Source organism: Rhizobium lentis (assembly GCF_017352135.1).
Classification (GTDB): domain Bacteria; phylum Pseudomonadota; class Alphaproteobacteria; order Rhizobiales; family Rhizobiaceae; genus Rhizobium; species Rhizobium lentis.
Genome location: NZ_CP071454.1, coordinates 859793 through 885376 on the forward strand (window position 1 = coordinate 859793; position 25584 = coordinate 885376).

The 25584-nt window shown below is 61.4% G+C and carries 25 protein-coding genes; 2 read left to right on the forward strand and 23 right to left on the reverse strand.

Translation table 11 applies throughout. The annotated features are described in order from the left end of the window. Positions 1-17 precede the first annotated feature (17 nt). The 18 genes from J0663_RS04235 to J0663_RS04320 form a co-directional block, all read right to left on the reverse strand. Complete coding sequence (locus tag J0663_RS04235) at positions 18-689, reverse strand: urease accessory protein UreF (protein ID WP_207243205.1); 672 nt, start codon at positions 687-689, stop codon at positions 18-20. A gap of 5 nt (positions 690-694) precedes the next feature. After that, the gene (gene ureE / locus J0663_RS04240; RefSeq protein ID WP_207243206.1) at positions 695-1285 is read right to left on the reverse strand and encodes an urease accessory protein UreE; all 591 of its coding nucleotides are present in this window, start codon (positions 1283-1285) and stop codon (positions 695-697) included. An 89-nt stretch (positions 1286-1374) separates the two neighbouring features. Next, a complete protein-coding gene (locus J0663_RS04245; protein WP_207243207.1) occupies positions 1375-2238 on the reverse strand; it encodes a GGDEF domain-containing protein in 864 nt (287 codons plus the stop codon). 328 nt (positions 2239-2566) lie between these two features. Next, positions 2567-3238, reverse strand: coding sequence for a TIGR02117 family protein (locus J0663_RS04250; protein WP_207243208.1), 672 nt, complete (start codon positions 3236-3238; stop codon positions 2567-2569). 31 nt (positions 3239-3269) lie between these two features. Continuing rightward, on the reverse strand, positions 3270-4982 hold the full coding sequence (ureC, locus tag J0663_RS04255; RefSeq protein ID WP_207243209.1) for an urease subunit alpha: 1713 nt from the start codon (positions 4980-4982) through the stop codon (positions 3270-3272). Positions 4983-4985: 3 nt separating this feature from the next. After that, the gene (locus tag J0663_RS04260; RefSeq protein ID WP_207244425.1) at positions 4986-5609 is read right to left on the reverse strand and encodes an ATP-binding cassette domain-containing protein; all 624 of its coding nucleotides are present in this window, start codon (positions 5607-5609) and stop codon (positions 4986-4988) included. Between the two features lie 16 nt (positions 5610-5625). Then, positions 5626-6033: a lysozyme inhibitor LprI family protein gene (locus J0663_RS04265; RefSeq protein WP_207243210.1), complete on the reverse strand. Its 408-nt coding sequence runs from the start codon at positions 6031-6033 to the stop codon at positions 5626-5628. A gap of 18 nt (positions 6034-6051) precedes the next feature. After that, complete coding sequence (locus tag J0663_RS04270; RefSeq protein ID WP_207244426.1) at positions 6052-6357, reverse strand: urease subunit beta; 306 nt, start codon at positions 6355-6357, stop codon at positions 6052-6054. A gap of 11 nt (positions 6358-6368) precedes the next feature. Beyond that, positions 6369-6620 (reverse strand): DUF1272 domain-containing protein, encoded by a 252-nt coding sequence (locus J0663_RS04275; protein ID WP_207243211.1) that lies wholly within the window; start codon positions 6618-6620, stop codon positions 6369-6371. Between the two features lie 9 nt (positions 6621-6629). Then, positions 6630-6932: an urease subunit gamma gene (locus tag J0663_RS04280; RefSeq protein WP_025570360.1), complete on the reverse strand. Its 303-nt coding sequence runs from the start codon at positions 6930-6932 to the stop codon at positions 6630-6632. 22 nt (positions 6933-6954) lie between these two features. Further along, positions 6955-7776 carry an urease accessory protein UreD gene (locus tag J0663_RS04285; protein WP_207244427.1) on the reverse strand — a complete coding sequence of 274 codons (822 nt, stop codon included), beginning with the start codon at positions 7774-7776 and terminating at the stop codon, positions 6955-6957. Positions 7777-7930: 154 nt separating this feature from the next. After that, positions 7931-8626: an urea ABC transporter ATP-binding subunit UrtE gene (gene urtE / locus J0663_RS04290; protein WP_207243212.1), complete on the reverse strand. Its 696-nt coding sequence runs from the start codon at positions 8624-8626 to the stop codon at positions 7931-7933. A gap of 18 nt (positions 8627-8644) precedes the next feature. Continuing rightward, entirely contained in the window at positions 8645-9163 is a 519-nt protein-coding gene (locus tag J0663_RS04295) for a hypothetical protein (RefSeq protein WP_207243213.1), read from the reverse strand. Between the two features lie 76 nt (positions 9164-9239). Continuing rightward, on the reverse strand, positions 9240-9995 hold the full coding sequence (gene urtD / locus J0663_RS04300) for an urea ABC transporter ATP-binding protein UrtD (protein WP_207243214.1): 756 nt from the start codon (positions 9993-9995) through the stop codon (positions 9240-9242). Between the two features lie 5 nt (positions 9996-10000). Then, positions 10001-11164: an urea ABC transporter permease subunit UrtC gene (gene urtC, locus J0663_RS04305; protein ID WP_207243215.1), complete on the reverse strand. Its 1164-nt coding sequence runs from the start codon at positions 11162-11164 to the stop codon at positions 10001-10003. Then, positions 11161-12786 carry an urea ABC transporter permease subunit UrtB gene (gene urtB / locus J0663_RS04310; RefSeq protein WP_207243216.1) on the reverse strand — a complete coding sequence of 542 codons (1626 nt, stop codon included), beginning with the start codon at positions 12784-12786 and terminating at the stop codon, positions 11161-11163. The genes urtC and urtB overlap by 4 nt, the downstream gene beginning before the upstream one ends. Before the next feature lie 112 nt (positions 12787-12898). Next, positions 12899-14191: an urea ABC transporter substrate-binding protein gene (urtA, locus tag J0663_RS04315; protein ID WP_207243217.1), complete on the reverse strand. Its 1293-nt coding sequence runs from the start codon at positions 14189-14191 to the stop codon at positions 12899-12901. A 191-nt stretch (positions 14192-14382) separates the two neighbouring features. After that, entirely contained in the window at positions 14383-16287 is a 1905-nt protein-coding gene (locus tag J0663_RS04320) for an acid phosphatase (RefSeq protein ID WP_207243218.1), read from the reverse strand. Positions 16288-16463: 176 nt separating this feature from the next. Here J0663_RS04320 and J0663_RS04325 point away from each other — a divergent pair, with 176 nt between their 5' ends. After that, on the forward strand, positions 16464-19847 hold the full coding sequence (locus J0663_RS04325; RefSeq protein ID WP_207243219.1) for a hybrid sensor histidine kinase/response regulator: 3384 nt from the start codon (positions 16464-16466) through the stop codon (positions 19845-19847). After that, positions 19840-20757, forward strand: coding sequence for a response regulator transcription factor (locus tag J0663_RS04330; protein ID WP_207243220.1), 918 nt, complete (start codon positions 19840-19842; stop codon positions 20755-20757). The genes J0663_RS04325 and J0663_RS04330 overlap by 8 nt, the downstream gene beginning before the upstream one ends. Positions 20758-20960: 203 nt before the next feature. Here J0663_RS04330 and J0663_RS04335 read toward each other — a convergent pair whose 3' ends face one another. From J0663_RS04335 to livM, 5 genes are all read right to left on the reverse strand, one after another. Beyond that, positions 20961-22082 (reverse strand): branched-chain amino acid ABC transporter substrate-binding protein, encoded by a 1122-nt coding sequence (locus J0663_RS04335; RefSeq protein ID WP_207243221.1) that lies wholly within the window; start codon positions 22080-22082, stop codon positions 20961-20963. Positions 22083-22202: 120 nt separating this feature from the next. Further along, on the reverse strand, positions 22203-22556 hold the full coding sequence (locus tag J0663_RS04340; RefSeq protein WP_207243222.1) for a DUF6867 family protein: 354 nt from the start codon (positions 22554-22556) through the stop codon (positions 22203-22205). 18 nt (positions 22557-22574) lie between these two features. Further along, positions 22575-23318 (reverse strand): ABC transporter ATP-binding protein, encoded by a 744-nt coding sequence (locus J0663_RS04345; RefSeq protein WP_207243223.1) that lies wholly within the window; start codon positions 23316-23318, stop codon positions 22575-22577. Next, positions 23318-24193, reverse strand: coding sequence for an ABC transporter ATP-binding protein (locus J0663_RS04350; protein ID WP_207243224.1), 876 nt, complete (start codon positions 24191-24193; stop codon positions 23318-23320). The genes J0663_RS04345 and J0663_RS04350 overlap by 1 nt, the downstream gene beginning before the upstream one ends. Beyond that, positions 24193-25584 (reverse strand): high-affinity branched-chain amino acid ABC transporter permease LivM, encoded by a 1392-nt coding sequence (livM, locus tag J0663_RS04355; RefSeq protein ID WP_207243225.1) that lies wholly within the window; start codon positions 25582-25584, stop codon positions 24193-24195. Before livM ends, J0663_RS04350 begins: the two co-directional genes overlap by 1 nt.

The window sequence follows — 25584 nt, forward strand, 5'->3', positions numbered from 1 at the left end:
GCGGATAATTTTGCAAGTCACGAGCGGAATAGCCGCGTCGGCAATGTTTCGTGCCGCAGGCTTGCAATATCAGCTTGAACGGTGGCGGAACCGAGATCATCGAGCGTCGAGGCTGCCGCCTGGCCGGCGACCTCGGCAATGCAATCTTCGAGACCGGCAAGCACGGCCACGCCATCCCTCTGCCCGGCGACGCCGAGGCGAATGCCGGATGAAACCGCCTGCGAGGCATAGGCATGCAGGAAGACCGCAAGGACTTTCTCAGACTCTAGGCCATGCGCGCCTGCGACGGCCCCGACCGCAACCGGATAAGCTGCCCTGGGGGGCAGCCTGTCGAAAACCTTGTCCGGCCAGGCCCGTGCCGCTGCGAGGAAGGCGTCTCCGAGCAACATCGTTTCCTGATGACGCTCGCGCGATCCGGCAAGCGCCTCGGCGAGCACCGCGACCTCCGCAAGGCGCGCGGCATCCGCCTGTTGCCTGTGGCTCTCGGCCAGAAACACCGCATCGTTCCAGACCGAACCATGGCCGATCAGCGTGCCGATCCAGCTGCCAAGAGAAGCCGCATCGATCACGAGCCCATCGGCAACTGCCCGCTCCAACCCGCCCGAATAGGCAAAGCTGCCGACCGGAAAGGCCGGCGACAGCCACGCCGTCAGGCGCAGCAATGCCTGCAGCTCACGATCCCGAGCCATTGTGTTCAATCGTGCTTGTGACCGGGACGGTCATGGTGATGATCCCGCCCGTGATCATGGTCATGATCGTGGTTGCAGCTGTGATCATGTTTGTGGTCATGGCCATGAGCATGGTTATGCCCGTGGTCATGCGCGGCATGGCCGTGGTCATGCGAATGCCCACCATGGGAATGATAGGCGCCGCGCGCGGGCTGGAAAGGCTCGTCGATCTCAAGAACGGTAGCGCCGAGGCCCTGCAGCATCGAGCGGATGACATGGTCGCGCAGGATGACGATACGGTCTTCCTCGATCTGGGCGGCGAGATGACGATTGCCGAGATGCCAGGCCAGCTCGACCAGATGTGTGCGGTCGCGGCCGCGAATTTCAAAGAGCTTCTCGTCGGCGGCCAGAATCTCGATCAGTTCACCATCCTCGCGCACAAGAAGATCGCCATTGGCGAAGAGTACCGGATCCTTGAGGTCGAGCATGACCATCTCGCCATTCTCCAGATGCAGCAGTTTGCGGCGCAGATGGCGCAAATCATGCGGCAGCTTGACCTGGGCGGTCGGATGGGAGGAAGGGGTTCCGGCTGGAAGATAGGAAGTGACGCGCTGCATGACATGTCCGTTTTGCTGAAAGGACGACCATGCAAAATAGCTCTCGCTGATGCAAGCGCCAATGGCAGCCTTTCACTTGAGGGCCGGCCTTATATTCCGTAGGCCTGCATCACGTTGTCGCTCCCATTTGCCCTTGTCTCGGCATCGGGACCATTTTCGGCAAGTCCGTGCCACGCATGATGCAGACCTTCCCGTTCGTGCACGACGCGATTGCGTCCAAGCGCCTTGGCGAGATAAAGCGCCCGGTCAGCCGAGGCGTAGACCATCTGCTTGCTGCGCCCGGCAACAAGATCGGCAACGCCACCGGAAACCGTGATGCGGATATCGTGTCCGTCGGCCGCAATGACGCCGCTGGCGATCCGGGTCCGGACGCCTTCGATGCGCTCCATGCGCGACTCCAGCAACTCCCCGCCCACGATGACGCCAAACTCCTCTCCGCCCAGCCGTGCGACCACGCACATCTCGTCAAAGGCGGACGTGAGTATGGACGAGACTGCGGTGATGACGGCATCGCCGCAAGCATGGCCGAAACGGTCGTTGATCGCCTTGAACCGGTCGACGTCGAAAATGACAAGCGAGGCATTGTCTTCGGCTTTATCAAGCGCCTCTGTGAAGGCACGCCGGTTCAGGAGACCGGAGAGCGTATCCGTGCGGCTGAGCTTTTCGAATTCCGCCCGCGACAGCGTCAGCTCATGCATGGTGAAGCCTGCGGCCAGCGACAGCATGCCGGAAACCGTCCCGCCGACAAGCCACGAAAGAATGGCGCCGAAGCCGATCGCATGCGAAAGGGTCACCGGCAGCAGCCCGAGAAAGCCGAGCGGCGGTATCGTCAGAGCAATGATGAAGCCGGAGAGAATGACGGCAACAAAGCTCATTTTCAGCGCAAACAGATAGACATGCCTGCGATATTGAAAATCGCCAAAATCGGCCTGCAGCGACATCCAGTTTCTCATCAGAATCGACCTTCCTGCCCGGCGTTTCAAGGCATTGATAAGAGCCCAATTGCTGCGGGTGTCTTAATCGACTCGCTAAAATTCGAACGGTTTTTGACGATTCAGTAGACAGATTTTTTCTAGCAGTGGCTGTAAACCTCAAGTCCCTGAATCGAACAGGGCGCGGATGTACGTAGAGAATTGATATAAAACAACTTTTTTGGGATCGGCGGCGAGGCTGTTCCAGAATGGTCTAATCGGAGAAAATTGCGGCTTCCCATTGATTTTTACAACCGCTGGAGAGTTTCGATCACAATTTCGTTTCAGTGCGAACCGGCCGGCGGATGCATCAATTGTAGACACTCGCCGACAATCGCAATGATTGTGGAAGCGGGTTCCATAAGCCGGTCCGGAGCCCTGCCGAACGGAGCGCAGCGGCGGTCCAGGTGTTGCAGCCGACGAGGGCGTTGAAGTATCCCTCGGCCTCGAAGAACCGGTCGATTCCGCCGTAACCCGCATTCGGAATCGGCGCGATCTCGCCTGCCTCGCCGTCGAAGCTGTCCAGGATGAAGTTGCGCAGCTGCGCCAATTGATCCTCACCGATATCGAATGCCGTAACAGCGGGCTGTGGCTCGGTGATGTGGCCGGCGAGATCCACATGCAGCACCGAACGATCGATTGTCAGCGCCCGCAGCACCGGCAGCGGCTTCAGCTCGGCCCAGGTCGGTGTTTCCAGATAGAAGGCGCGGCCGCCCCAACCGACGACGAGCCATTCCGCGTTCGGATGAGCGAGCGGAAAATCGGTATCGGCGAGGAAGGAAAAGGCCGCCCGCGTTTCTTCATCGAGCGGAATGGCGATATCGGTATGAATCGGTCCCGCCAGCAGGAGAATCTGATGGGTTGCCGCCGACGATGACGCCTTGACCGGAGCGATCAGCGGCCGGGGAATGAAGGTTCCTGCCGTTGCCAGAAACACCAGCAAGAATACGATCCGCAGCAGCCAGCGGATGCCAGTCCTCATCGCAGTCATCGGCGCACGCGGATGATCGAGCCTAAAACAGGAAATAGCGCTGCGCCATCGGCAGCACCGTCGCCGGTTCGCAGGTCAGCAATTCACCGTTTGCCCTGACTTCGTAGGTCTCCGGATCGACTTCGATCTCCGGCGTCAGATCATTGTGGATCATCGATGCCTTGGAGATGCCGCCGCGCGTATTTTTCACCGCCACAAATTCCTTCGCGACCCCGAGCCGGCCCTTCAGGCCGGCATCGAGCGAGGCTTGGCTGACAAAGGTGACGGAGGAATTGGTGAGGCTCTTTCCATAGGAGGCGAACATCGGCCGATAATGCACCGGCTGCGGCGTCGGGATTGAAGCGTTCGGATCGCCCATCAGAGCGGCGGCGATCGAGCCGCCGAGCAGCACCATGTCAGGCTTTACGCCGAAAAAGGCCGGATTCCACAGCACGAGGTCCGCGCGCTTGCCGATTTCGACCGAGCCGATCTCGTGGCTCAGACCATGGGCGATCGCCGGATTGATCGTATATTTGGCGATATAGCGGCGAACGCGGAAATTGTCGTTGTCACCCTTTTCCTCCTTCAGCCGGCCGCGCTGACGCTTCATCTTGTCGGCCGTCTGCCAGGTGCGGATCGCCACCTCGCCGACACGGCCCATGGCCTGGCTGTCGGACGAGATGATCGAGAAGGCGCCGATATCATGCAGGATGTCTTCGGCGGCAATCGTCTCCTTGCGAATGCGGCTTTCGGCAAAAGCGATATCCTCGGGGATCGACGGCGACAGGTGATGGCAGACCATCAGCATGTCGAGATGCTCGGCGATGGTATTGACCGTATAGGGCCGGGTCGGATTGGTCGACGAGGGGATGACGTTCGGCTGGCCGCAGATCTTGATGATATCGGGCGCGTGTCCGCCGCCCGCCCCTTCCGTGTGAAATGCATGGATGGTCCGGCCCTTGATGGCGCCGATCGTATCCTCGACGAAGCCGCTTTCATTCAGCGTGTCGGTGTGGATCATCACCTGCACGTCATATTCGTCGGCGACCGACAGGCAGCAATCGATGGCGGCGGGCGTCGTGCCCCAATCTTCGTGCAGCTTCAGCGAGGTGGCGCCGGCCAGCACCATTTCGGTCAAAGCACCCGGCAGCGAGGCATTGCCCTTGCCGGCAAAGGCAAGGTTCATCGGGAAGGCGTCGGCTGCCTCGATCATGCGCGCGATGTGCCAGGGGCCGGGCGTGCAGGTGGTGGCGAGCGTGCCATGCGCCGGCCCCGTGCCGCCGCCGAGCATGCAGGTCATACCCGACATCAGCGCTTCCTCGATCTGCTGCGGCGCGATGAAGTGGATATGGCTGTCCATGCCGCCCGCCGTGACGATCTTGCCTTCAGCGGCGATCGCCTCCGTGCCCGGGCCGACGATGATATTGACGCCGGGCTGCATATCCGGATTTCCCGCCTTGCCGATCGCAACGATGCGCCCGTTCTTGAGGCCGATATCGGCCTTGTAAATCCCCGAATGGTCGACGATCACCGCATTGGTGATAACAGTATCGACCGCACCGTCCGCCCGCGTCACTTGGCTCTGCCCCATGCCGTCGCGGATCACCTTGCCGCCGCCGAACTTCACCTCCTCGCCATAAGTGGTGAAATCCTTCTCGATCTCGATGAAGAGCTCCGTGTCGGCAAGGCGCACCTTATCGCCGGTGGTCGGTCCGAACATGCCAGCATAGGCGGCGCGCGAGATCTTGTAGGGCATCCATCAGGCTCCGTAGGAGGAAGAGACAAGTGTTTTTTCGCCGAGCCGCGTGAGGCGACCGGCAGCAATAGAGCTATCGACAAGCTGCCGTTCGGCCGCAAACGGGTGCCATTCCCAGCCGGCGTGCCCGAAGCCGGCCAGCATGACCTCGGCCTCGGCAAATTTATTCATCACTTCGGCAACGACGATCATGCCGCTGCTCGGCACGACATAGGGCTCAGGCGCAAAGGCCGAAAGCGAGGCGTCGACTGCCTCGTGGACCGCCTTGCCGACGACGACATGCGTCTTGCCGGTCTCCGCGCAGAATGCGGCGAATGCATTCGTATAGTCGTCGCAGAAATCATCAAGATCGGGATGGGAGACGGCAAGCGGCTCCCGCATCGCAGCAAATTTTTCCGGGTCGCGAACGCTCCAGATTTCGCGAGCAGCAACGACGCCGGGATGAACGCGCCACTCAGGCGAACCGAGCATCGCCTTGGCCGGCCGACCGGTATTGCAGACCGCGACGGCATCGGTGCGGCTGCCGCCTGCCCCATAGGAGCGGCAATCGTTGAAGCGGATGACGAAATCGGCGGCATCGATCATGCCTGCCTGTCCTTCTCCGACCTCGCCATTGCCGACGATCACGATCTTTTTGATCACTTTAATTGCTCATCGTATCTTCGAGCCGTTTCAGCTCTTTCGTGCGTTTTTCCGTCTCTTCAGCCAGGCATCCGGCCACCAACATTGGCTCCAACGTTCCGCCGCGGGCCTGAAAGCCGAAGGCATCGCATTCGGCGTCGCGATAATCGATCCAGGCGCGCTGTGCCTTGACCAGCGCTTTCTCTGCACCCTTCATGTCGCCGTCGAGATCCTTGTCGACCGCCACCATGGCTGCGCGCGTCTTCTTGTACTGTTCGTTCAGCGCCTTGTCGGCGGTCTCGTGGCGCGCCACCTCGCAGGAGGTCATGTCCGATTGCGTCTGGGGATTCTTGCAATCGACATCCTGGGCCGAGGCACCGCCGGCCGCAACCAGCATCGCCGCCCCGGTAAGGCACATATTCAGACGCATACATGCCTCCCGATTGATCTAGAGCTTGCCCATCACTAGCTGACGGAAGCCGTAGACCTCACGCTTGCCGGACAGCGGGATCAGCGTCACCGAGCGCGTCTGCCCCGGCTCGAAGCGCACGGCCGTACCTGCCGGAATATCGAGCCGCTTGCCATTGGCCGCCGCCCGATCAAAGGAAAGCCCGGCATTGGTTTCCGCGAAATGGTAGTGACTGCCGACCTGCACCGGCCGGTCGCCCGTATTTGAAACCTCCAGCGTCACGGTCGGCGCGCCGGCGTTGAGTTCGATGTCGCCGCTTGCGGCAATGATCTCGCCCGGAATCATCTTCATTCTCCTCAAGCCGCCTTGGGCGCGCAGCCCTCGGCCTTCAACACGCGTTTCGTCGATGCCGGATTTTTGGCGAGCATGGCGGCCGGCCGGATGGGCCTGGCGACGAGATTGCCGCCGCAATTCGGGCAGGCGTCCTTCAATACGCCATCGGCGCAATCGGCGCAGAAGGTGCATTCATAGGTGCAGATCCGCGCTTCAGCGCTCGCCGGCGGCAAATCCTTGTCGCAGCATTCGCAATTGGGCCTGAGTTCCAGCATTCTACATCCTCACCTGATCGGTTCATGCACGGTGACGAGCTTGGTGCCATCCGGGAAGGTCGCCTCCACCTGCACGTCGTGGATCATCTCGGCAACGCCTTCCATCACCTGGCCGCGGCCGATCACGTGGGCGCCGGCCTCCATCAGCTCGGCGACCGGACGGCCGTCGCGGGCGCCTTCGACGACGAAATCGCTGATCAGCGCGATCGCCTCGGGATAGTTCAGCTTGACGCCGCGCTCAAGCCGCCGCCGCGCCACCATCGCCGCCATCGATATCAGCAGCTTGTCTTTTTCTCTCGGAGTGAGGTTCATTGCTTGCCCATCATGCTTCGCTTCATAAATTCCAGACTTTCGGCACGGACGCACCATTGCGCAAGACGGAAATGACTGGGATCAGTATTTTTCTCAGCGTGAAGCCGTCTGATGCCGCAAGGCGAACGACGAGCTTGTCGCTCCAGGCGCTCGCGCCGCCCATCGTTCCTTCGACGAGCGGCCGCACCTTGCCAAGATAAGCTTCCGCCAGCGGACCGGCATAAAGCAACGTCGCAAAGGCAACCTGCCCGCCGAGCACGGCCTGGCGCGCGGCGATTGCCGCGATGCCCTCGGAAAGCCTGAGCTCCTCGGCATGGATCAGCCGGCCCGAGCGGCGGATACGCCAACGGTCGCGGAAAAGCCCGGTCTCCACCGCCTCGCCCATCGCCTTGCGGCCGAGCAGCACGGCTTCGACGGCCAGAAATTCGGCGCTCTCGTCGAGATCGACATCGAGCCGGCGAAAAAGTGAAGCACGGTCGAAGAGGATCGTTTCCTGCGGCAGCCAGTCGACGCGCGCGCCCGCTCCGACGTCGATTCGGGTCGTCACCTCTGCGGTGCCCGCCGATGCCTTGTAGATCTTCTCGCAGGCCTGGGTCGTGACGTCGATGCGCGTGCCGGCGCCGGCAACGAAACTCCAGTCCATCCGGTCGCCGCCGGTCAGCCCGCCAGCGGTATTGATGATGACGGCTTCCATCGAGGCATCGAACGTATCGGGCAGGCGGATCTTCGCCGCGCCCTCCTGATAGAGTTCGTGGATGCGCGTGCGCCGGTCAAGCAGCCTTGCCGCCAGACGCCCGCGTCCTTCCGCTCTTTGCGGTCTCGTGATGGCCGCCGCAATGGTCATATCGTTCCTTTCGGTCACGCGATCGGCTTTCCATTCGACCGCGCCGATCACGGAAACCAAGCAATTCCCATGCCGTCCGCGAGATATCGGCGACGCGCTCGGGAGAATGACGAAGCGCCCGCACACCCCTGCCGCAAAATGCGGCATCTGCCCCTCAGACGGTCAGATGGCGACGGGCCTCCGGCGTATCCAGCGCCTCGGCAAGCCCTTCATGCACGATCTCGCCGCGATCCATGATGTAGACGTAGTCGGCAAGCTCGCGGCAGAAATCGAGATATTGCTCAACGAGCAGGATCGCCATGCCGGTGGAATCACGGAGATAGCGGATCGCCCGGCCGATATCCTTGATGATCGACGGCTGGATGCCTTCGGTCGGCTCGTCGAGCACGAGGATTCTCGGCCGCGTCACCATGGCCCGTCCGATCGCCAGCTGCTGCTGTTGCCCGCCGGAAAGATCGCCGCCACGCCGCGACAGCATCGACTTCAGCACCGGGAAGAGACTGAAGATGTCGTCGGGAATGTTGCGGTCGCGCCGGCCAAGCGGAGCGAAACCGGTTTCGAGATTTTCCTTGACTGTGAGCAGCGGAAAGATTTCGCGCCCCTGCGGCACATAGCCGATGCCTTGCTTGGCGCGGGCAAAGGGCGGCAGGCCGTTGAGCCTGGTATCGTTGAAGGTGACGGTGCCGGCCGACAGCGGATGCTGGCCGGTAACGGCGCGCAGAAGAGAACTCTTCCCCACGCCGTTACGCCCCAGCACGCAGGTGATCTTGCCCATCTCCGCCTTGATGGAGATGCCGCGTAGCGCCTGCGCCGCGCCATAGTGCAGATTTGCGTTTTCGACTGTCAGCATCCGTTCACCCGTTCCCCATCAGTTCATCAGACTGCGCCTCAGCGTCTGCAGGGCGTAGTCCTGTTCTTTCGTTGCCTCGCCGCCGACCGCGGCCACGTCCTCGGCAATACCGATCAGCTGCTGGCGCTCCTGCATGTCGAGCGCCTTTATCCAGAGGTCCCGGAATCGGCGGATCGGATCTTCGGGACTGGTGACGTTCTTGGACGCCCATTCGCCGAAAACCAGCACCTCTTCCATGTCGCCCGGCCGGATGATGCCTTTCATGCGGTTGCGCACGACATTCTTCGCCGCGTCGACATAGATCGGCTTCTCCTTGGCCAGACAGAAGAAGAAGGCCACCGCCGCAATCGCCGGATCGGCAATCGAGGCCAGCGGCGCGACCTCGGCCTGCTTGCGAAACTTTCTGCGCTTATAAGCGCCCCGCATGCGCTCGACGGAATCGATGATCTCGTTTCCCGCCTCGCGCACCATTTTAAAACGCCAATACCAGATGACCGCGCCGCTGAGCGCCGCGACCAGAATACCGAGAAAAGCCATGATGAAACCCCACAATAGACCCCGCTCGTTTTAGAACGTCTTCCTCTGTCAGGTTCAAGCCTGGAAGTTGCATTCCTCACCTTCCTAGATAGTTCTCGATCACCTTCGGATCCGAACTGACGAAGTCGATCGATCCTTCCGCCAGCACCGAGCCTTCCGCGAGGCACGTCACCTTGACACCAAGGTCGCGGATGAAGCCCATGTCGTGCTCGACGACGACGACCGACCGGGTCTTGGCGATATCCTTGAGCAGGATCGCCGTTTCCGCCGTCTCCGCATCCGTCATGCCGGCCACCGGCTCGTCGACGAGGAGCAGCTTCGGCTCTTGCGCCAAGAGCATTCCGATCTCCAGCCATTGCTTCTGTCCGTGCGAAAGGTTGGCGGCCAATTCGTCGCGCCGGTGCGTCAGTCGTACTGTTTCCATAATCTCGTCTATGCGCGCCCTGTCCTCGCCTGAAAGACGGTAGAACAGGGTCGAAAAGACTGAGCGTCGGCGGTTCAGCGCCAGTTCCAGATTGTCCCACACCGTATGGCTTTCGAAGACCGTGGGCTTCTGGAACTTGCGGCCGATGCCGAGCTGAGCGATGTCGGCCTCATCCTTCTTGGTGAGATCGACGGTGCCGTTGAAGAAAACCTCGCCTTCGTCGGGCCTGGTCTTGCCGGTGATGATATCCATCATCGTCGTCTTGCCGGCGCCGTTCGGGCCGATGATGGCGCGAAGCTCGCCCGGCTCGATGACGATCGAGAGCGAATTCAGCGCCTTGAAGCCGTCAAAGGAAACGGAGACGCCGCTGAGATAGAGGACGCTGTTGGGTTTGACGTCGGGAATCATGGCACTCACTCCGCTGCCTGGATTTTCGGCTCGATGCCGTCTTCCTGCGCAGGCGGCGGCGCAGCTTTGGTAACGGCTTTCCGCCCGCCGAGATAATGCGAGATCGTGCCGACGACGCCCTTCGGCAGGAACAGCGTGACGGCAACGAAGAGGCCACCCAGCGCAAACAGCCAGATCTCCGGGAACAGGCCGGTGAAGATCGTCTTGCCGCCATTGACGAGGATCGCGCCGATGATCGGCCCGATCAGCGTTCCCCGCCCGCCGACCGCCGTCCAGATGACGACTTCGATAGAGTTTGCAGGCGCAAATTCGCCAGGATTGATGATGCCAACCTGCGGCACGTAGAGAGCGCCGGCAATGCCCGCCATCATCGCCGAAACGACGAAGGTGAAGAGCTTGAAATGCTCAACGCGGTAGCCGAGGAAGCGCGTGCGGCTTTCGGCATCGCGCACGCCAACCAGCACCTTGCCGAACTTCGAGCGCACGATCGCCGAGGCAATCGTGAGCGACAGTGCCAGGAAGATTGCGGTCGCGGCAAAGAGGCTGGCGCGCGTGCCGTCCGCCTGGATGTTGAAACCGAGGATGTCCTTGAAATCGGTCATGCCGTTATTGCCGCCGAACCCCATGTCGTTGCGGAAAAACGCAAGCAGCAGCGCATAGGTCATCGCCTGGGTGATGATCGAGAGGTAGACGCCGTTGACCCGCGAGCGGAAGGCGAACCAGCCGAAGATGAAGGCGAGCAGGCCAGGCACGAGAAGCACCATCAGCGCCGCGAACCAGAACTGATCGAAGCCGTGCCAGAACCAGGGCAGTTCCTTCCAGTTCAGGAATACCATGAAATCGGGCAGGATCGGATCGCCGTAGACGCCGCGCGAGCCGATCTGGCGCATCAGATACATGCCCATCGCATAACCGCCGAGCGCGAAAAAGGCGCCGTGGCCGAGCGAGAGGATGCCGCAGAAACCCCAGACGAGATCGAGCGCCAGCGCCAGAAGCGCATAAGTCAGATACTTGCCGAACAGCGCCATGATATAGGTCGGAACGTGCAGCGGATGGGTCGGGCCGGTGGCAAGGTTCAGCACCGGCACGAGGATGGCGGCCGCCAGCAGCAGGGCGACGGCAATTGAGATCCTGCGATCGAGAGACCGGAGAAGGAAGGCCGTTATCATGCTTCCACCGCCCTTCCTTTGAGTGCGAAGAGCCCGCGCGGACGCTTCTGGATGAAGAGAATGATGAGGACGAGCACCAGGATCTTGCCGAGCACGGCGCCGGCGAAGGGCTCGAGGAACTTGTTGACGACGCCGAGCGACAGCGCGCCGACCAGCGTGCCCCAGAGATTGCCGACGCCGCCGAAGACGACGACCATGAAGCTGTCGATGATGTAGTTCTGGCCGAGGTTGGGCGAGACGTTGTCGATCTGCGAGAGCGCCACGCCCGCCATGCCGGCAATGCCGGAGCCGAGCGCAAAGGTGAAGGCGTCGACCCAGCCGGTGCGGATGCCCATCGAGGAGGCCATCCGCCGGTTCTGCGTCACTGCCCGCATCTGCAGGCCGAAGGCGGAACGCTTGAGCAGCATCAACAGCGTCAAAAACACGACCAGCGAGAAGACGATGATCCAGAGCCGGTTCCAGGTGATGACGAGCCCGCCGAAATCGAAGGCGCCGGACATCCAGCTCGGATTGCGAACCTCACGATTGGTCGGGCCGAAATAGCTGCGGATCGCCTGCTGCAGGATCAGCGACACGCCCCACGTGGCGAGCAGGGTTTCCAGCGGCCGGCCGTAGAGATAGCGAATCACCGAACGTTCGATGACGAGACCGACCAGACCGGTGAAGAGGAAGGCCGCCGGTACCGCGAAGGCCAGCGAATAATCGGCAAGCGAGGGAAAGGCCGAGGCGATCGTTTCCTGCACGACATAGGTCGTATAGGCGCCGATCATCACCATCTCGCCATGCGCCATGTTTATGACGCCCATGACGCCGAAAGTGATGGCAAGGCCGATCGCGGCCAAGAGCAGCACCGAACCGAGCGACAGGCCGTACCAGACGTTCTGGACGACGTCCCACAGCGCCAGGTCGCGGTTGATCGAATTGATCTCCGTCTGAATCGCAGGCTTCAGATCGTCCGGCGCATTCGCCATCGCCGTCGTCAGGATCGTCAGCGCATCGCGGCCGCCACGGGCAGCGATCATGTCGATTGCCGCCTTCTTGTCCTCGATGCCGGCATCGCTCTTCAGCATCATCACGGCGCGCGCCGCTTCCATCGTGCTTTTGATCTCGCCGTCCTTTTCGGCCGACAGAGCCGAGTTCAGGAGATCGAGATTGGCGGGATCGGCATCCTTGAGCATGCCCTCAGCCGCCGCGAGCCGCGCGGAGCGATCCGGGCTCAGAAGCGTCAGCTGGCTCATCATCGTCGTGATCGTGGTGCGCAGCGCATTGTTGATCTTGACCTTCGACATCATGTCGGGGTCAACATCGGCGACCGCCTCGCCGGTGATCGGATCGGAATAGGTGGGCTCATCCTCCGTGCCGCCCTGAACGAGAACGGGACCGCCCTCCGAATTGACGTAGAGCTGGCCGTCGCTCAGCTGCTTCAGGATCTTGCTGACATGCGGGTCGCCGGAAGCGGCGAGTGCCCGTATCGCCGCATCGCGCTCGGGAAAGCCGCCGACGCCGAGCGCATCGACGAGTGCATGCACATCGCCCTCGGCGCGAAGGCCGGTCATCGAAAGCGTCAGGCCCGAAAACATCAGGCAAAATGTCAGAAGAAAGATCTTGATGGCGCGAAACATCGGCTCTCTCGCCTTGATTGTCGTCGGCCTTGCGGCGCAGCGGTAAGGACGGAGCTTCCGCCCGGATCAGCTCCGGACGGAAGTCTTCAGGCTTTCAACGGTTGGGATATCCTCAGGAGCCCTTGCCGCCGCACTTGCCTGTGGCAACGTTGAAGTTGCCGCAGGAGAGAGGCTTGCGCCAATCGGAGATCAGGTCCTTGGAGTCGGGCAGGTAGTCGGACCATTCGTCGCCGACGACGGCGGGGGTCTGCTGGACGATTTCGAACTGGCCGTCGGCCTGGATTTCACCGATCAGCACCGGCTTGGTGATGTGGTGGTTCGGCATGACGGTGGCATAACCGCCGGAGAGGTTCGGAACGGTGACGCCGATGATGGTGTCGAGAACGGCATCCGTGTCGGTTGTGCCAGCAGCCTGAACGGCCTTCACCCAGGCGTTGAAGCCGATATAGGCGGCTTCCATCGGGTCGTTGGTCACGCGCTTGTCGTTCTTGGTGAAGGCATGCCATTCCTTGATGAACTTCTTGTTGGCGGGGCTTTCCACCGACTCGAAGTAGTTCCAGGCGGCGAGATGGCCGACGAGCGGCTTGGTGTCGAGACCGGCCAACTCTTCTTCGCCGACCGAGAAGGCGACGACCGGAATGTCGGTTGCCTTGATGCCCTGGTTGCCGAGTTCCTTGTAGAAGGGCACGTTGGCATCGCCGTTGATGGTGGAGACAACGGCGGTCTTCTTGCCGGCCGAACCGAATTCCTTGATCTTGGCGACCTCGGTCTGCCAGTCCGAGAAACCGAACGGCGTGTAGTTGACGAGAATGTCTTCCTTCGGAATGCCCTTGGATTCGAGATAGGCTGCCAGGATCTTGTTGGTCGTACGCGGATAGACGTAGTCGGTGCCTTCGAGCACGAAGCGCTTCACGCCTTCGGTGTTCATCAGGTAGTCGACTGCCGGGATCGCCTGCTGGTTCGGGGCGGCACCCGTGTAGAAGATGTTGCGCGAGGATTCTTCACCCTCGTACTGCACGGGATAGAAGAGCAGCGAGTTCAGCTCTTCGAAGACGGGCAAGACGGATTTGCGCGAGGACGAGGTCCAGCAGCCGAACACGGCGGCGACCTTGTCCTTTTCGATCAGTTCGCGTGCCTTTTCCGCAAAGAGCGGCCAATCGGACGCCGGATCGACGACGACCGCTTCGAGCTTCTTGCCGAGAAGGCCGCCCTTCTTGTTCTGCTCGTCGATGAGCATCAGCATGGCGTCTTTCAGCGTGGTTTCGGAAATCGCCATCGTGCCAGACAGCGAATGTAGCACGCCGACCTTGATCGTGTCGTCGGCGGCAACCGCACCGCTGAAGGCAGCGGACGCCGCCATGACGGCGCCGAGCGCAGCACCCGTAATAGTGGTTCTGAGATTCATCTGATTGAACTCCCCTCTCTTTGTTCCGCAACAGGCCGGAAAAACGGAAATCAACTGTTGCCGAGGGGACTATCGGGTGCTGCAGCGCGAAAACACATACGCAAAATGACGTAGGCGCAGGGGGCAAACGGGCAGTTTAAGCAAGATGGGTATCCCCTGCAGCAGGGATGCCCTTCCGGTTCGCTATGGAATTAGCCGCCAATTGTCAGGGTGACCGAGGTCGGGCCGTAGGAGAGGGTCGCCGTGTGGCCGGAGATGGTGAACTTGCCGAAAGTGCCGGTCACGGCAGCAGCCTTCAGGATCTCGATTTTCGTTCCAGGCGCCGGCGCGAAGCCATGGGCGAGCGTCACGTCGAGATCGCCGGCAAGCATCGCCTTGCCTGCAACGACGAGCGTGCCTGCCCCGTCAGCAGCGAGCGTCGGCTTCGCCGTGGCGCTAGCGAGTTGCTGATAGTCGCCGCCGACGGTCAAAGGCTTGTCGGCCGCCACGACGAGCGACCCGCCATTGACCATCAGCCCGCCGGCGCCGAGAGCCGAAGGCGAGCGGGTGACCAGCACGCCCTCTTCCAGCACGGTGCCGCCAGCATAGCTGTTGGCGCCGGAAAGGCCAAGGATGCCGCTGCCGCGCTTCACCAGCTTGCCCTTGCCGCGGATGTCATTGCGCCAGGTATCGATCGCATTAAAGCCACCCTTGGCCGCATCCATCGTCACGATCACATCCTGCTCGAATGCACCGTAGCCGTCGGCTGCGGCAAACAGGTTGAGGCGGCCGTAACCTTCCGCGTCGTCGAGCAGCGGATAACCCGAGGCGATTTCCGTCGTCATTAGCACCTCGCGGCGCTGTTCGCCGTCGAGATAGGGCAAACGGGTCTCTAGAAGCACTTCTGCGCCCTGGGGCACCCGAGCCGGCTGATCGATTGCATGGATCGTGGGCATGCCGTAGCTCAGGCGCTGCAGCACATAGGCACGATTGGCGTCATGATCGGCGAAACGGTCTGCGGAGAGCCGCGCCGCATGGGCCGCGACTTCGAGCGCACCCGCATCCGCAACGCCCGACTTGGCGATCAGCCATGCCTGCGCCTGGGCGTAGCCATCGCTCTTCAACGCTGCATTGTCGGCCTTGTTCAGATTATAGACAACGGTAGCGGTGCCGAGCATGCGGCCGCCCATCACATCAAGGGGCGAATGCATGCCGCCGAGGATGCGGTCTTCGCCGAGTTCGCTGGCCCGCGTGATCATTTCCTGAAAGCGCTGCGGCACGAGATAGGCCATCGCGAGCGCATCTCGCCAGGCTTCCGCCGTATGGCCGCTCGGGAAACCGCCGTCCTCGACCGGCTTGCTGCTCTTGGCAGGCTCGAGGGTCGGGACGACAGAGACGTCCTGGCTCCAGCGATAGGGACGCGCATATTTGAAATAGCGCTTGGCGGGCTCCGTCGAGCCGTCACCGCTTGCGGCGTTGATGAAGTCGATGGCAAGGCCCATGTCCGGATTGGCATCGGTCTTGTTTTCCGTGTCCGGTTTGCTGCCGGCGCCGCGATTGTTGCCCTTGTCGTCATATTTGACGGTCGTCGCATCGGCCGCGACTTCGGTGATGGTGGTGGTCTGCTTGGAACCGGCCTTCCAGGCATCCTTCAGCGGACCGAGGCCGTCGACGATGCTGGCATTCTTGCCGCGCCGGTCGTCGAGATAGGCAGCGACCGCCTGCTCGGCCGTCCGCGCCTTCGTCACTTTGATAACATAGCCGATATTCGCATCATGAACGAGCTTGTTGACGATTTGGCCGTCGGTCTTGCTGAAAGGGATGCCATCCCAATCCGTCTTGGCGACAGCGGGGCAACTGTCCTTGGCCGGAGCTTCTACGCCGGCATCGACGAAGGGCGTTCGCGGTGTCCATACTTCGAGAAAGCCGGAGAGAAGATGGACGGCGGCGTTGGTGTCGACCGTCGAGAAGCAGGCGTCACCGCGCTTGTTGGTATTTCCGGTCTCGGCATAGGGCGCTTTCGCGGTCGTGGCCTGCTCTGCGGCGGCAAGCGAAGGCACGACCGAAAGAAAGCTGACGAGAGCGGTGCCCAGGCGGCAAAGTTTTGAAACGGACATGAGTATACCCGAGTGGTTGAACGAAACGCGGGAGGGTTAGAGCGGATATGTGACAGAGCCGTCTCAAAAATATGACTGTTCTGCAAATCCGCCAGTGCTCACCCCTTGCCTTTCCCGTCCATCCCGCCAAAACTGCCGTGGAACGATGAGCCCAACGAGAGTGCCGGAAAGAGGGCATGACAGCGCGCCAACGCATCATTCCGGTGAGACGCGAGTATAATCGCTGGGTCGCCAACCAGACGCTCGAAGATTATGCGCTGCGCTTCACCGCGAAGAGCGCCCGCCATTTTTCCTCTGAGCGCATTTCGCAGACGGCGATCGGCGCGATCTCCTTCCTAGCGCTTGAGGCGATCGGCGGGGCGATCACCCTCTCCTACGGCACCACCAACGCTTTCTACGCCATCATTGTCGCCTCGATCGCCATGCTGGCGATCGGCCTGCCGATCAGCCGATATGCCGTCCGTCACGGCGTCGACATCGATCTTCTGACGCGCGGCGCCGGCTTCGGCTACATCGGCTCGACGATAACTTCGCTGATCTATGCGAGCTTCACCTTCATGCTGTTTGCGATCGAGGCCTCGATCATGTCCGGCGCGCTGGAGCTTACCCTCGGCATTCCGCTTTGGATCGGCTACATCATCAGCGCTGTCATGGTCATCCCGTTGGTGACGCACGGCGTGCGTCTGATCAGCAAGTTCCAGCTGATGACCCAGCCATTCTGGATCGTGCTGAACATCCTGCCCTTCATCTTCATCGCCTTCATGGACTGGGAAAAGTTCGATCTCTGGCGAGCCTTCGCTGGCATCCGCCACGCCTCCGGCCCGCCGGGTACCGTGGCCGAATTTGATCTGGTTGAATTCGGTGCGGCCTCCGCCGTCATTCTGGCGCTGATGTCGCAGATTGGCGAACAAGCCGATTTCCTGCGCTTCCTTCCGCCGGTCCCGCAGCGCAAGTGGCACCACCGCCTCGCCGTCTTTCTCGCCGGTCCCGGCTGGGTCATCATCGGCGCACCGAAACTGCTTGCCGGTTCGTTCCTCGTCGTGCTGACCTTCACCTCGGGAGTGCCCCTCGACCGCGCCGCCGATCCGGCGCAGATGTATCTCACGGCCTTCGGCTACATGGTTCCCTGGCACGATGCCGCGCTGCTGTTGATGGCCGCCTTCGTCGTCGTCTCGCAGCTCAAGATCAACGTAATGAACGCCTATGCCGGCTCGCTCGCCTGGTCGAACTTCTTCTCCCGGCTGACCCACAGCCATCCCGGCCGCGTCATCTGGCTGGTCTTCAACGTTGCGATCGCTCTGCTCTTGATGGAACTCGGCATCTATCGGCTGCTGGAGGAGACGCTCGGCATCTTCTCGATCATCGCCATGGCCTGGCTCTGCACGATCTCTGCCGATCTCTTCATCAACAAGCCGCTGGGGCTCGCCCCTCCCGGCATCGAGTTCAAGCGCGCCCATCTCTACGACATCAACCCGGTCGGCCTCGGCGCCATGACGCTGTCGGCGACGATATCGCTGATCGCCCATTTCGGCGCTTTCGGCGAAATAGCCGCGTCGCTCGCTCCCTATATCACCCTCGTCATCGCACTGATCGCCACACCGGCGCTTGCCTGGGCGACGAGGGGCAAATTCTATCTCGCCCGCAAGCCGCGCCAGAGCTGGAAGAATTTGACGAGCATCACCTGCTCTGTCTGCGAGCATCCGTTCGAGCCAGAAGACATGGCCTGGTGCCCGGCCTATGCCGCACCGATCTGCTCGCTTTGCTGCTCGCTCGACAGTCGCTGCCACGACATGTGCAAGCCGGCCGCCCGTTTCAACGCACAGGTCGGCACCGTCGCCAAAACGCTGCTGCCGGAAAGCATTCTTGGCAAGCTGACGACGCGCCTCGGCCGCTACGGCATCGCGGTCGCGCTGGCGCTGACCGCCATCGGCGCGATCCTGGCAATGATCGCCCATCAGGTCGCCTCCGCCTCTCCCGAGACGGCAGAGGTGGTCAACCGCACCATCCTCATCGTCTTCTTCGTATTCTCGGTGATTTCAGGCGTGGTCTGCTGGTTCTATGTGCTTGCCCATGACAGCCGCGTCGTCGCAGAGGAGGAATCCTCACGTCAGAACACGCTGCTGCTCAAGGAAATCGCCGCTCACAAGAAGACCGACGCCGCGCTGCAGAATGCCAAGGAGACGGCGGAGGCCGCCAACCGGGCCAAGAGCCGCTATGTCGTCGGCCTCAGCCACGAGCTGCGCACACCTTTGAATGCCGTGCTCGGCTACGCCCAGATCCTCGAACGCGACGAGACGATCCCGGCGCCACGCCAACCCTCGATCAAGGTCATCCGTCGCAGCGCCGAACATCTCTCCGGCCTGATCGACGGCCTGCTCGATATCTCCAAGATAGAGGCCGGCCGCCTGCAGGTCTATTCCAACGAGATCAACATCCAGGATTTCCTCGACCAGATCGTTGAAATGTTCCGGCCGCAGGCGCAGGCCAAGGGGCTAGCCTTCATCCACGATCGCTCACCGGCCCTGCCGCAATTCGTCCGCACGGATGAGAAGCGCCTGCGCCAGATCCTTGTCAACCTGCTCTCCAACGCCATCAAATTCACCGACGAAGGCAGCGTCACCTTCGATGTCGGCTATCGCAGCCAGGTCGCGACCTTCACCGTCACCGACACTGGCCGCGGCATCGCCGAAAAGGACCTCACGCGCATCTACGAGCCTTTCCAGCGCGGCGAAGCCGACAGCGTGCGGCCGATGCCGGGCCTCGGTCTCGGCCTCACCATCACCCGGCTTCTGACCAATACGCTCGGCGGCGAGATTGCGGTTTCGAGCGTCAAGGACGAAGGCTCGACCTTCCGTGTGCGGCTGATGCTGTCCGCCGTCATGCGCGCCGCCGCCCCGCCGCAGGAAAAGCGCATCGTTGGTTACGACGGTCCGCGCCGCACGATCGTCGTCGTTGACGACAATGAAGATCACCGCGACATGATGCGTGAGATCCTGGCGCCGCTCGATTTCATCGTGCTGACGGCGGCAGGCGGCGCCGAATGCCTGACGCTGATCGACGGCATCATGCCCGATCTTTTCCTCGTCGATATTCTGATGCCCGGCATGAGTGGCTGGCAGCTCGTCTCGCGCCTGCGTGAGGCCGGCCAGACGGCGCCGGTACTGATGCTCTCGGCCAACATCGGCGATGCGACGGTCTTAAGCGAGAGCGACGACAGCCACAACGACGCGATTGGCAAGCCCGTCGACATCCGCCAGTTGCGCGACAAGCTCGCCCTGCATCTCGGCCTGAACTGGGTCTACGCCGACGACGCTCCCATCCCTCCTGCAAAGACCGAAGCGCCGATGCTGAGCCCGGGTGCGGCCCATGTGCAGGAGTTGCTGCGGCTCGGCGAGATCGGTTACATCAGGGGCATCGAAGCCAAGCTTTCGGACCTTGCCAAGCTGGAGGCAAATCGGCCATTCACGGAGGCCCTTCGACCCTATGTGGCAGCCTTCGATCTGGCCGGCTTCATGACATTCCTGCACGACTTCGAAGAAAAGGTGGAACCCATTGGCTGAGCCGGCCCTCCCTCGCGATATCGTTCTGCTCGTCGACGACTCGCCGGAGGCGCTCGGCTTCCTGACCGATGCGCTCGAACAATCCGGCTTCTCCGTGCTGATCGCCACCTCAGGCACGGCAGCACTTGGCATCGTGGAGCGGATCACGCCCGACCTCATCCTGCTCGACGCCGTCATGCCTGCGATGGATGGCTTCGAGACCTGCCGCAGGCTGAAGGCGAACGCCGCCGTCGCTCAGGTGCCGGTCATCTTCATGACCGGGCTGACGGAAACCGAGCACGTCGTGCATGCGCTGGAATCCGGCGGCGTCGATTACCTCACCAAGCCGATCAACATCGACGAACTGCGCGCCCGCATCCGCGTTCACCTGCGCAATGCCCGCTCGACCCAGAGTGCCCGGGTTGCGCTGGATGCCGCCGGTCGTCACCTGCTGGCGGTCAAAGGGGACGGTGCGATCCATTGGTCGACGCCGCAGGCGACGCGGCTCGTCAATGCCGCCATGGGCAGCGACGACGGCATGGAGATCGTCGTCCGCCATATCGCCGGCTGGATGCGCGACCGCGTGGCAGCGGTACGCGAAGGCATCATCTCGGTCACCCATGCCGGCCAGACCGCGCTCCAGCTCGCCTTCCTCGGCGCGATTGGGCCGGACGAATATCTCTTCCGCCTCACCGCCGCCAGCCAGCGAAGCGACGACGAGGTGCTGCGCCAGCGATTCTCGCTCACCCAGCGCGAATCCGAAGTGCTGCTTTGGATTGCAAAGGGCAAGCCCAATCGCGATATCGGGGAGATACTGGGTTTGTCGGCGCGCACCGTGAACAAGCACCTCGAGCAGATCTATGTGAAGCTCGGCGTCGAGAACCGTGCATCGGCCGCCGTGAAGGCTACGCATGTGCTGCATGAGATGTGATGGATAGCGAAGGCCTTCCGCGGATCACATTTCCTCCGCAGTACCACCGACAAGCGGCAACAGTCACCTTCTCCATCCGTTCAGGCCAGCGCCGAAATCAGCGCCGCTTCACCGCCTGACCGCGCCGTGGATCAAGCGCCGCAAAAAAGAAGCCCGGCTGGAACCGGGCTTCGATGATCATATTCATAGAGAGGAAGTAAAGCTTACATGCCCTGCGGCACGTAGGTGTACTTGCCGTCCGCGCCCTTCTTCCATTCGTACATGATGTAGCCAGGAATCTTGGGGTCGCCCTTTTCGTCGAACGAGATGTCGCCGAGAACGGTCGGGAACGGACCCTTTTCCTTCATGGCCGCTGCAACGGCTTCAGGATCGAGCGAACCGGCAGCCTTGGCAGCGCCGGCGATCGCCTGCATCGCAGCGTAGGAGTAGAGCGTGTAGGCTTCGGGGTTGAAACCGGCAGCCTTGAACTTTTCGACGAGTTCCTTGTTCGCCGGGTTCAGCGTCGGGTCAGGACCGAATGTGTTCAGCGTACCGGCAACGGCGTCGCCAGCGATCGAGGCCAGTTCGTTCGAAACGATACCATCGCCGGAAACCAGCGTTGCCTTCAGGCCCTGGTCAGCGGCCTGACGGATGATGAGACCGGCTTCGGTGTGCAGACCGCCCCAATAGATGATCGAGACGCCGGCTTCCTTCATCTTGGCGATGAGGGCCGAGAAGTCCTTGTCGCCAACGTTGATGCCTTCGTACATGGCTTCCGTGACACCAGCGGCATTCATGGCCTTTTTGGTTTCGTCGGCAAGGCCCTGACCGTAGGGGGTCTTGTCATGAACGACAGCGATCTTGGCGTCCTTGAAGTGGTCGGCAAGATATTTGCCGGCAATAGCGCCCTGCTGGTCGTCACGGCCGCAGGTGCGGAAGGTGTTCCAGAGGCCACGCTCGGTGAACTTCGGGTTAGTAGCGGCCGGGGTGATTTCGAGAATGCCGTTTTCGGCGTAAACTTCCGAAGCCGGGATGGATACGCCCGAGTTGAAATGGCCGATGACGAACTTGACGCCGTCGGCAACGAATTTGTTGGCGACCGAGATACCCTGCTTCGGGTCGGAGACGTCGTCGCCGAGCTCGATCTTGATCTGCTCGCCGTTGATGCCGCCGGCAGCGTTGATGTCGGCAGCTGCCTGCTCGGCACCCTTCTGAAGCTGAGCGCCGAAAGCGGCATTCGGGCCGGTCAGCGGACCAGCGACAGCGATGAGGACGTCGGCCCAAGCGTTGCCGCTGAAGGCGACCATCGCCGTCAGAGCCACCGCCGACAGAAGAGACTTCTTCATATTGTTACTCCCAATTTTTGGGCGGGTTCCGGTCCAAGGCCCGGCGCATTACCCACCATTGACTGCGCCAGGAAAGCTGTTCCACTCTGAAGGCAATTCATGCCTAGTTTCAACGGACTGTCAATGTTTGTCCTTCCACGAAAACGCGGAAGTTTTTTCGTACAGCCAGTAATAGTTGTTGACCATCTGATTGGTACGGCGAAAGCGGAAGCCGGCAGTCGAGAAGACCAGCAGCGTCACGAAATCGATGGTGTAATAGAAGGCGCTGAGCATCGGCCCATTGAACAGGGCATGGTGCAGAAACTGCATCGCCCAGGCCAGGAGGAAGGTGTAGATCACGGCGAGCGGATAATTATTCCAGCCGTCCGCAACCGCCTTCCCGGCCCGCCACGCCGTCCAGAAGCCGATCAGCACGACGAGAGCGCGAATGACGACTCGAACACCGTCGTCACTTTCGAAGAAAAGTCCCTGCATATCAAACTCCTCCTTCGATTAGTGTCTTCCGCCTTCGAGATAGGCGGCGCGAACCTCGGGGTTGGCGAGCAGTTCCTTGCCGGAGCCGCTCATCGTCACCTTGCCGTTCACCATCACATAAGCACGATGCGAAAGCCTCAAGGCAGCGAATGCGTTCTGCTCGACGAGGAATACGGTAAGGCCTTCCTGCTCGTTGAGCTTCCGGATCGCTTCAAAAATCCCCTTGACGATCAGCGGCGCCAGGCCGAGCGAAGGTTCGTCGAGCAGCAGCAGTTTCGGGCGCGCCATCAGCGCGCGGCCGATCGACAGCATCTGCTGCTCGCCGCCCGAGAGCGTGCCGCCGCGCTGGGCATGGCGTTCCTTCAGGCGCGGGAAGAGCGTGAAGATCTTCTCAACGTCCTCGGCGAAATATTTGAGATTGTCGAGACCCGCGCCCATCTGGAGGTTTTCCATGACCGTCATGCGCGGGAAGATGCGACGCCCCTCCGGCGACTGCGCAATGCGCAATCGTGCGATTTCGTGGGTGGGCATACGGGTGATCTCGCGGCCCTCGAAGACGACAGAACCGGTGCGGGCCTGGGGGCTGCCGCAGATCGTCATCATCAGCGTCGATTTGCCGGCGCCGTTGGCGCCGATCAGGCTGACGATCTCGCCCTTGTTGACCTGGACATCAATGCCGGCCAGCGCGCGGATATTGCCATAATAGGTTTCGACGCCATTCACCTGAAGGAGCGGTTGGCCCGTCATTACTGCATCGCCCATCAGTTTGCGCCTCCTTCGAGCTGCTCGACGGTTGCGATCACCTCTTCCACTTCTTCATCCTCGACGCCGAGATAGGCCGCGATGACCTTCGGATCGTGTTTCACATGGTCGGGCGTGCCATCGGAAATCTTCTGGCCATATTCGAGAACGACGACGTGGTCGGAGATTTCCATGACCACCGACATGTCGTGCTCGATGAGCAGGATCGAGGTTCCGGTTTCGGCGCGAATGCTCTGCAGGAGCTCATTGAGCTTTGCCGATTCCCGCGGGTTGAGGCCGGCGGCCGGTTCATCCAGGCAAAGCAGTTCCGGACCGGTGCACATGGCACGCGCGATCTCGAGACGCCGCTGGGCGCCGTAAGGGAGATCCCCAGCCGGATCATCGGCACGGTCGATCAACTCGGCCTTTTCAAGCCAATGACGGGCGAGCTCGACCGCACCGGCAGCCTCCCGCTTGTAAGGACCGATGCCGATGAGGCCGAGGATGGTGTAGCCCGATGCCTGCATCAGCTTGTTGTGTTGGGCGACGAGCAGGTTTTCGAGAACCGTCAGGCCGGAGAACAGCCGGATGTTCTGGAAGGTGCGGGCCACCTTGGCTTCCTTAGTGATGCGAAAGTCCGGCAGACGCTCCAGGAGGTACTGCTTGCCGCTACTCTGGTTGAGCGTGATCATCCCCATCGTCGGCTTATAGAAACCGGTGATGCAGTTGAAGACGGTGGTCTTGCCGGCGCCGTTCGGACCGATCAGCGCGGTGATATCGCCGCGCTTGGCCTCGAACGAGAAGTCGTTGATGGCCATCAGGCCGCCGAACTTCATCGACAGGTGCTCGACCTTGAGAAGCGTGTCGCTCGACATTGCATTGGTAACGGGGCTCATCAACCGTGGCCCTCCTTGGTAAAGCTTCCGGATACTGCCTTGCGCACCTTGAGGAAGGCGGTCGGTTCACGCGAACCGACGAAACCGCGCGGCTTGAACAGCATGACGACGACCATGGCGAGGCCAAAAAGCAGCATGCGATAAAGTTCCGGCGTAAAGTCGGGTCCGAAGACCTGTTTCAGGAAATCCATTTCGCGAAGCGCCTCGGTGCCGCCGACCATGACGATCGCAGCAATCGCTATACCGGTCAGCGAGCCCATGCCGCCAAGAACGACGATGGCGAGAATGACGGCCGACTCCAGGAAAACGAAGGATTCCGGTGAAACGAAGCCCTGCCGTGCTGCGAAGAAGGAGCCCGCGAACCCCCCGAACATCGCACCCGTCGCGAATGCTGTCAGTTTGGTCGTCACCGTATTGATGCCGAGCGATCGGCAGGCGATTTCGTCCTCGCGCAAGGCTTCCCAGGCACGGCCTATCGGCATGCGGCGCAGCCGGATGGTGACGTAAGCGGTCAGCATGCAGAGCGCCAGAATGAGATAGAACAGGAAGATCTTGTAATAGGCCGAGGACATCGGCAGGTGGAAGAGCTTGGCAAAGCCGCCGGCCGTTGCATCGAAGGGAATACCGAAGAGCGTCGCCTTCGGTATGCTCGATATGCCGAAGGTTCCTTTGGTGACGTCCGTCCAGTTGATGAGGACGAGGCGAATGATTTCACCGAAGGCAAGCGTCACGATGGCGAGGTAATCGCCGCGCAGGCGCAGCACCGGGAAGCCGAGGATGACACCCCAGAGTGCGGCCAAGATACCGGAAAGCGGCAACAGCACCCAGAAGGACAGGCCGAAGTAGCTCGACAGCAGCGCATAGGAATAGGCGCCCACCGCGTAGAAAGCGACATAACCGAGGTCGAGCAGGCCGGCGAGCCCGACGACGATGTTCAGGCCCCAGGCGAGCATCACGTAGATGAGGATCTGGATACCGAAATTGTCGACCCACTTCAGCGAGCCCTGAGCGCCCACAAGCGCAACGATCACCACAGGATACAGCATCAAAGCGATCAGCGCGATCTTCAGGAAATGCCGATGGAAGAAATTCTTCTCGGTCGAGATGTCGAGATCGCCTTCCCGCGCCTTGCGGAGCTTGCGGCGGTCGATATTCGGCTTGACGAACACGACCATGGCGAAACGGCCGATCGCGGCGATCGCGACGAAGATCGCGAGCAGACCCCAGCGCTGGACGATGATCAGCTCGTTGTTGATGTTCTGATCGGTCTTCAGGCCGACGTAGAGAACAAACATCCCGAGCGACAGAACGGCGGCGAAAAGGGCTTCGATAAGACCCTTGCGGACAAGTCCGGCATCGGACTTGCCTGCAGAATTCTCGATGTTTGCCAT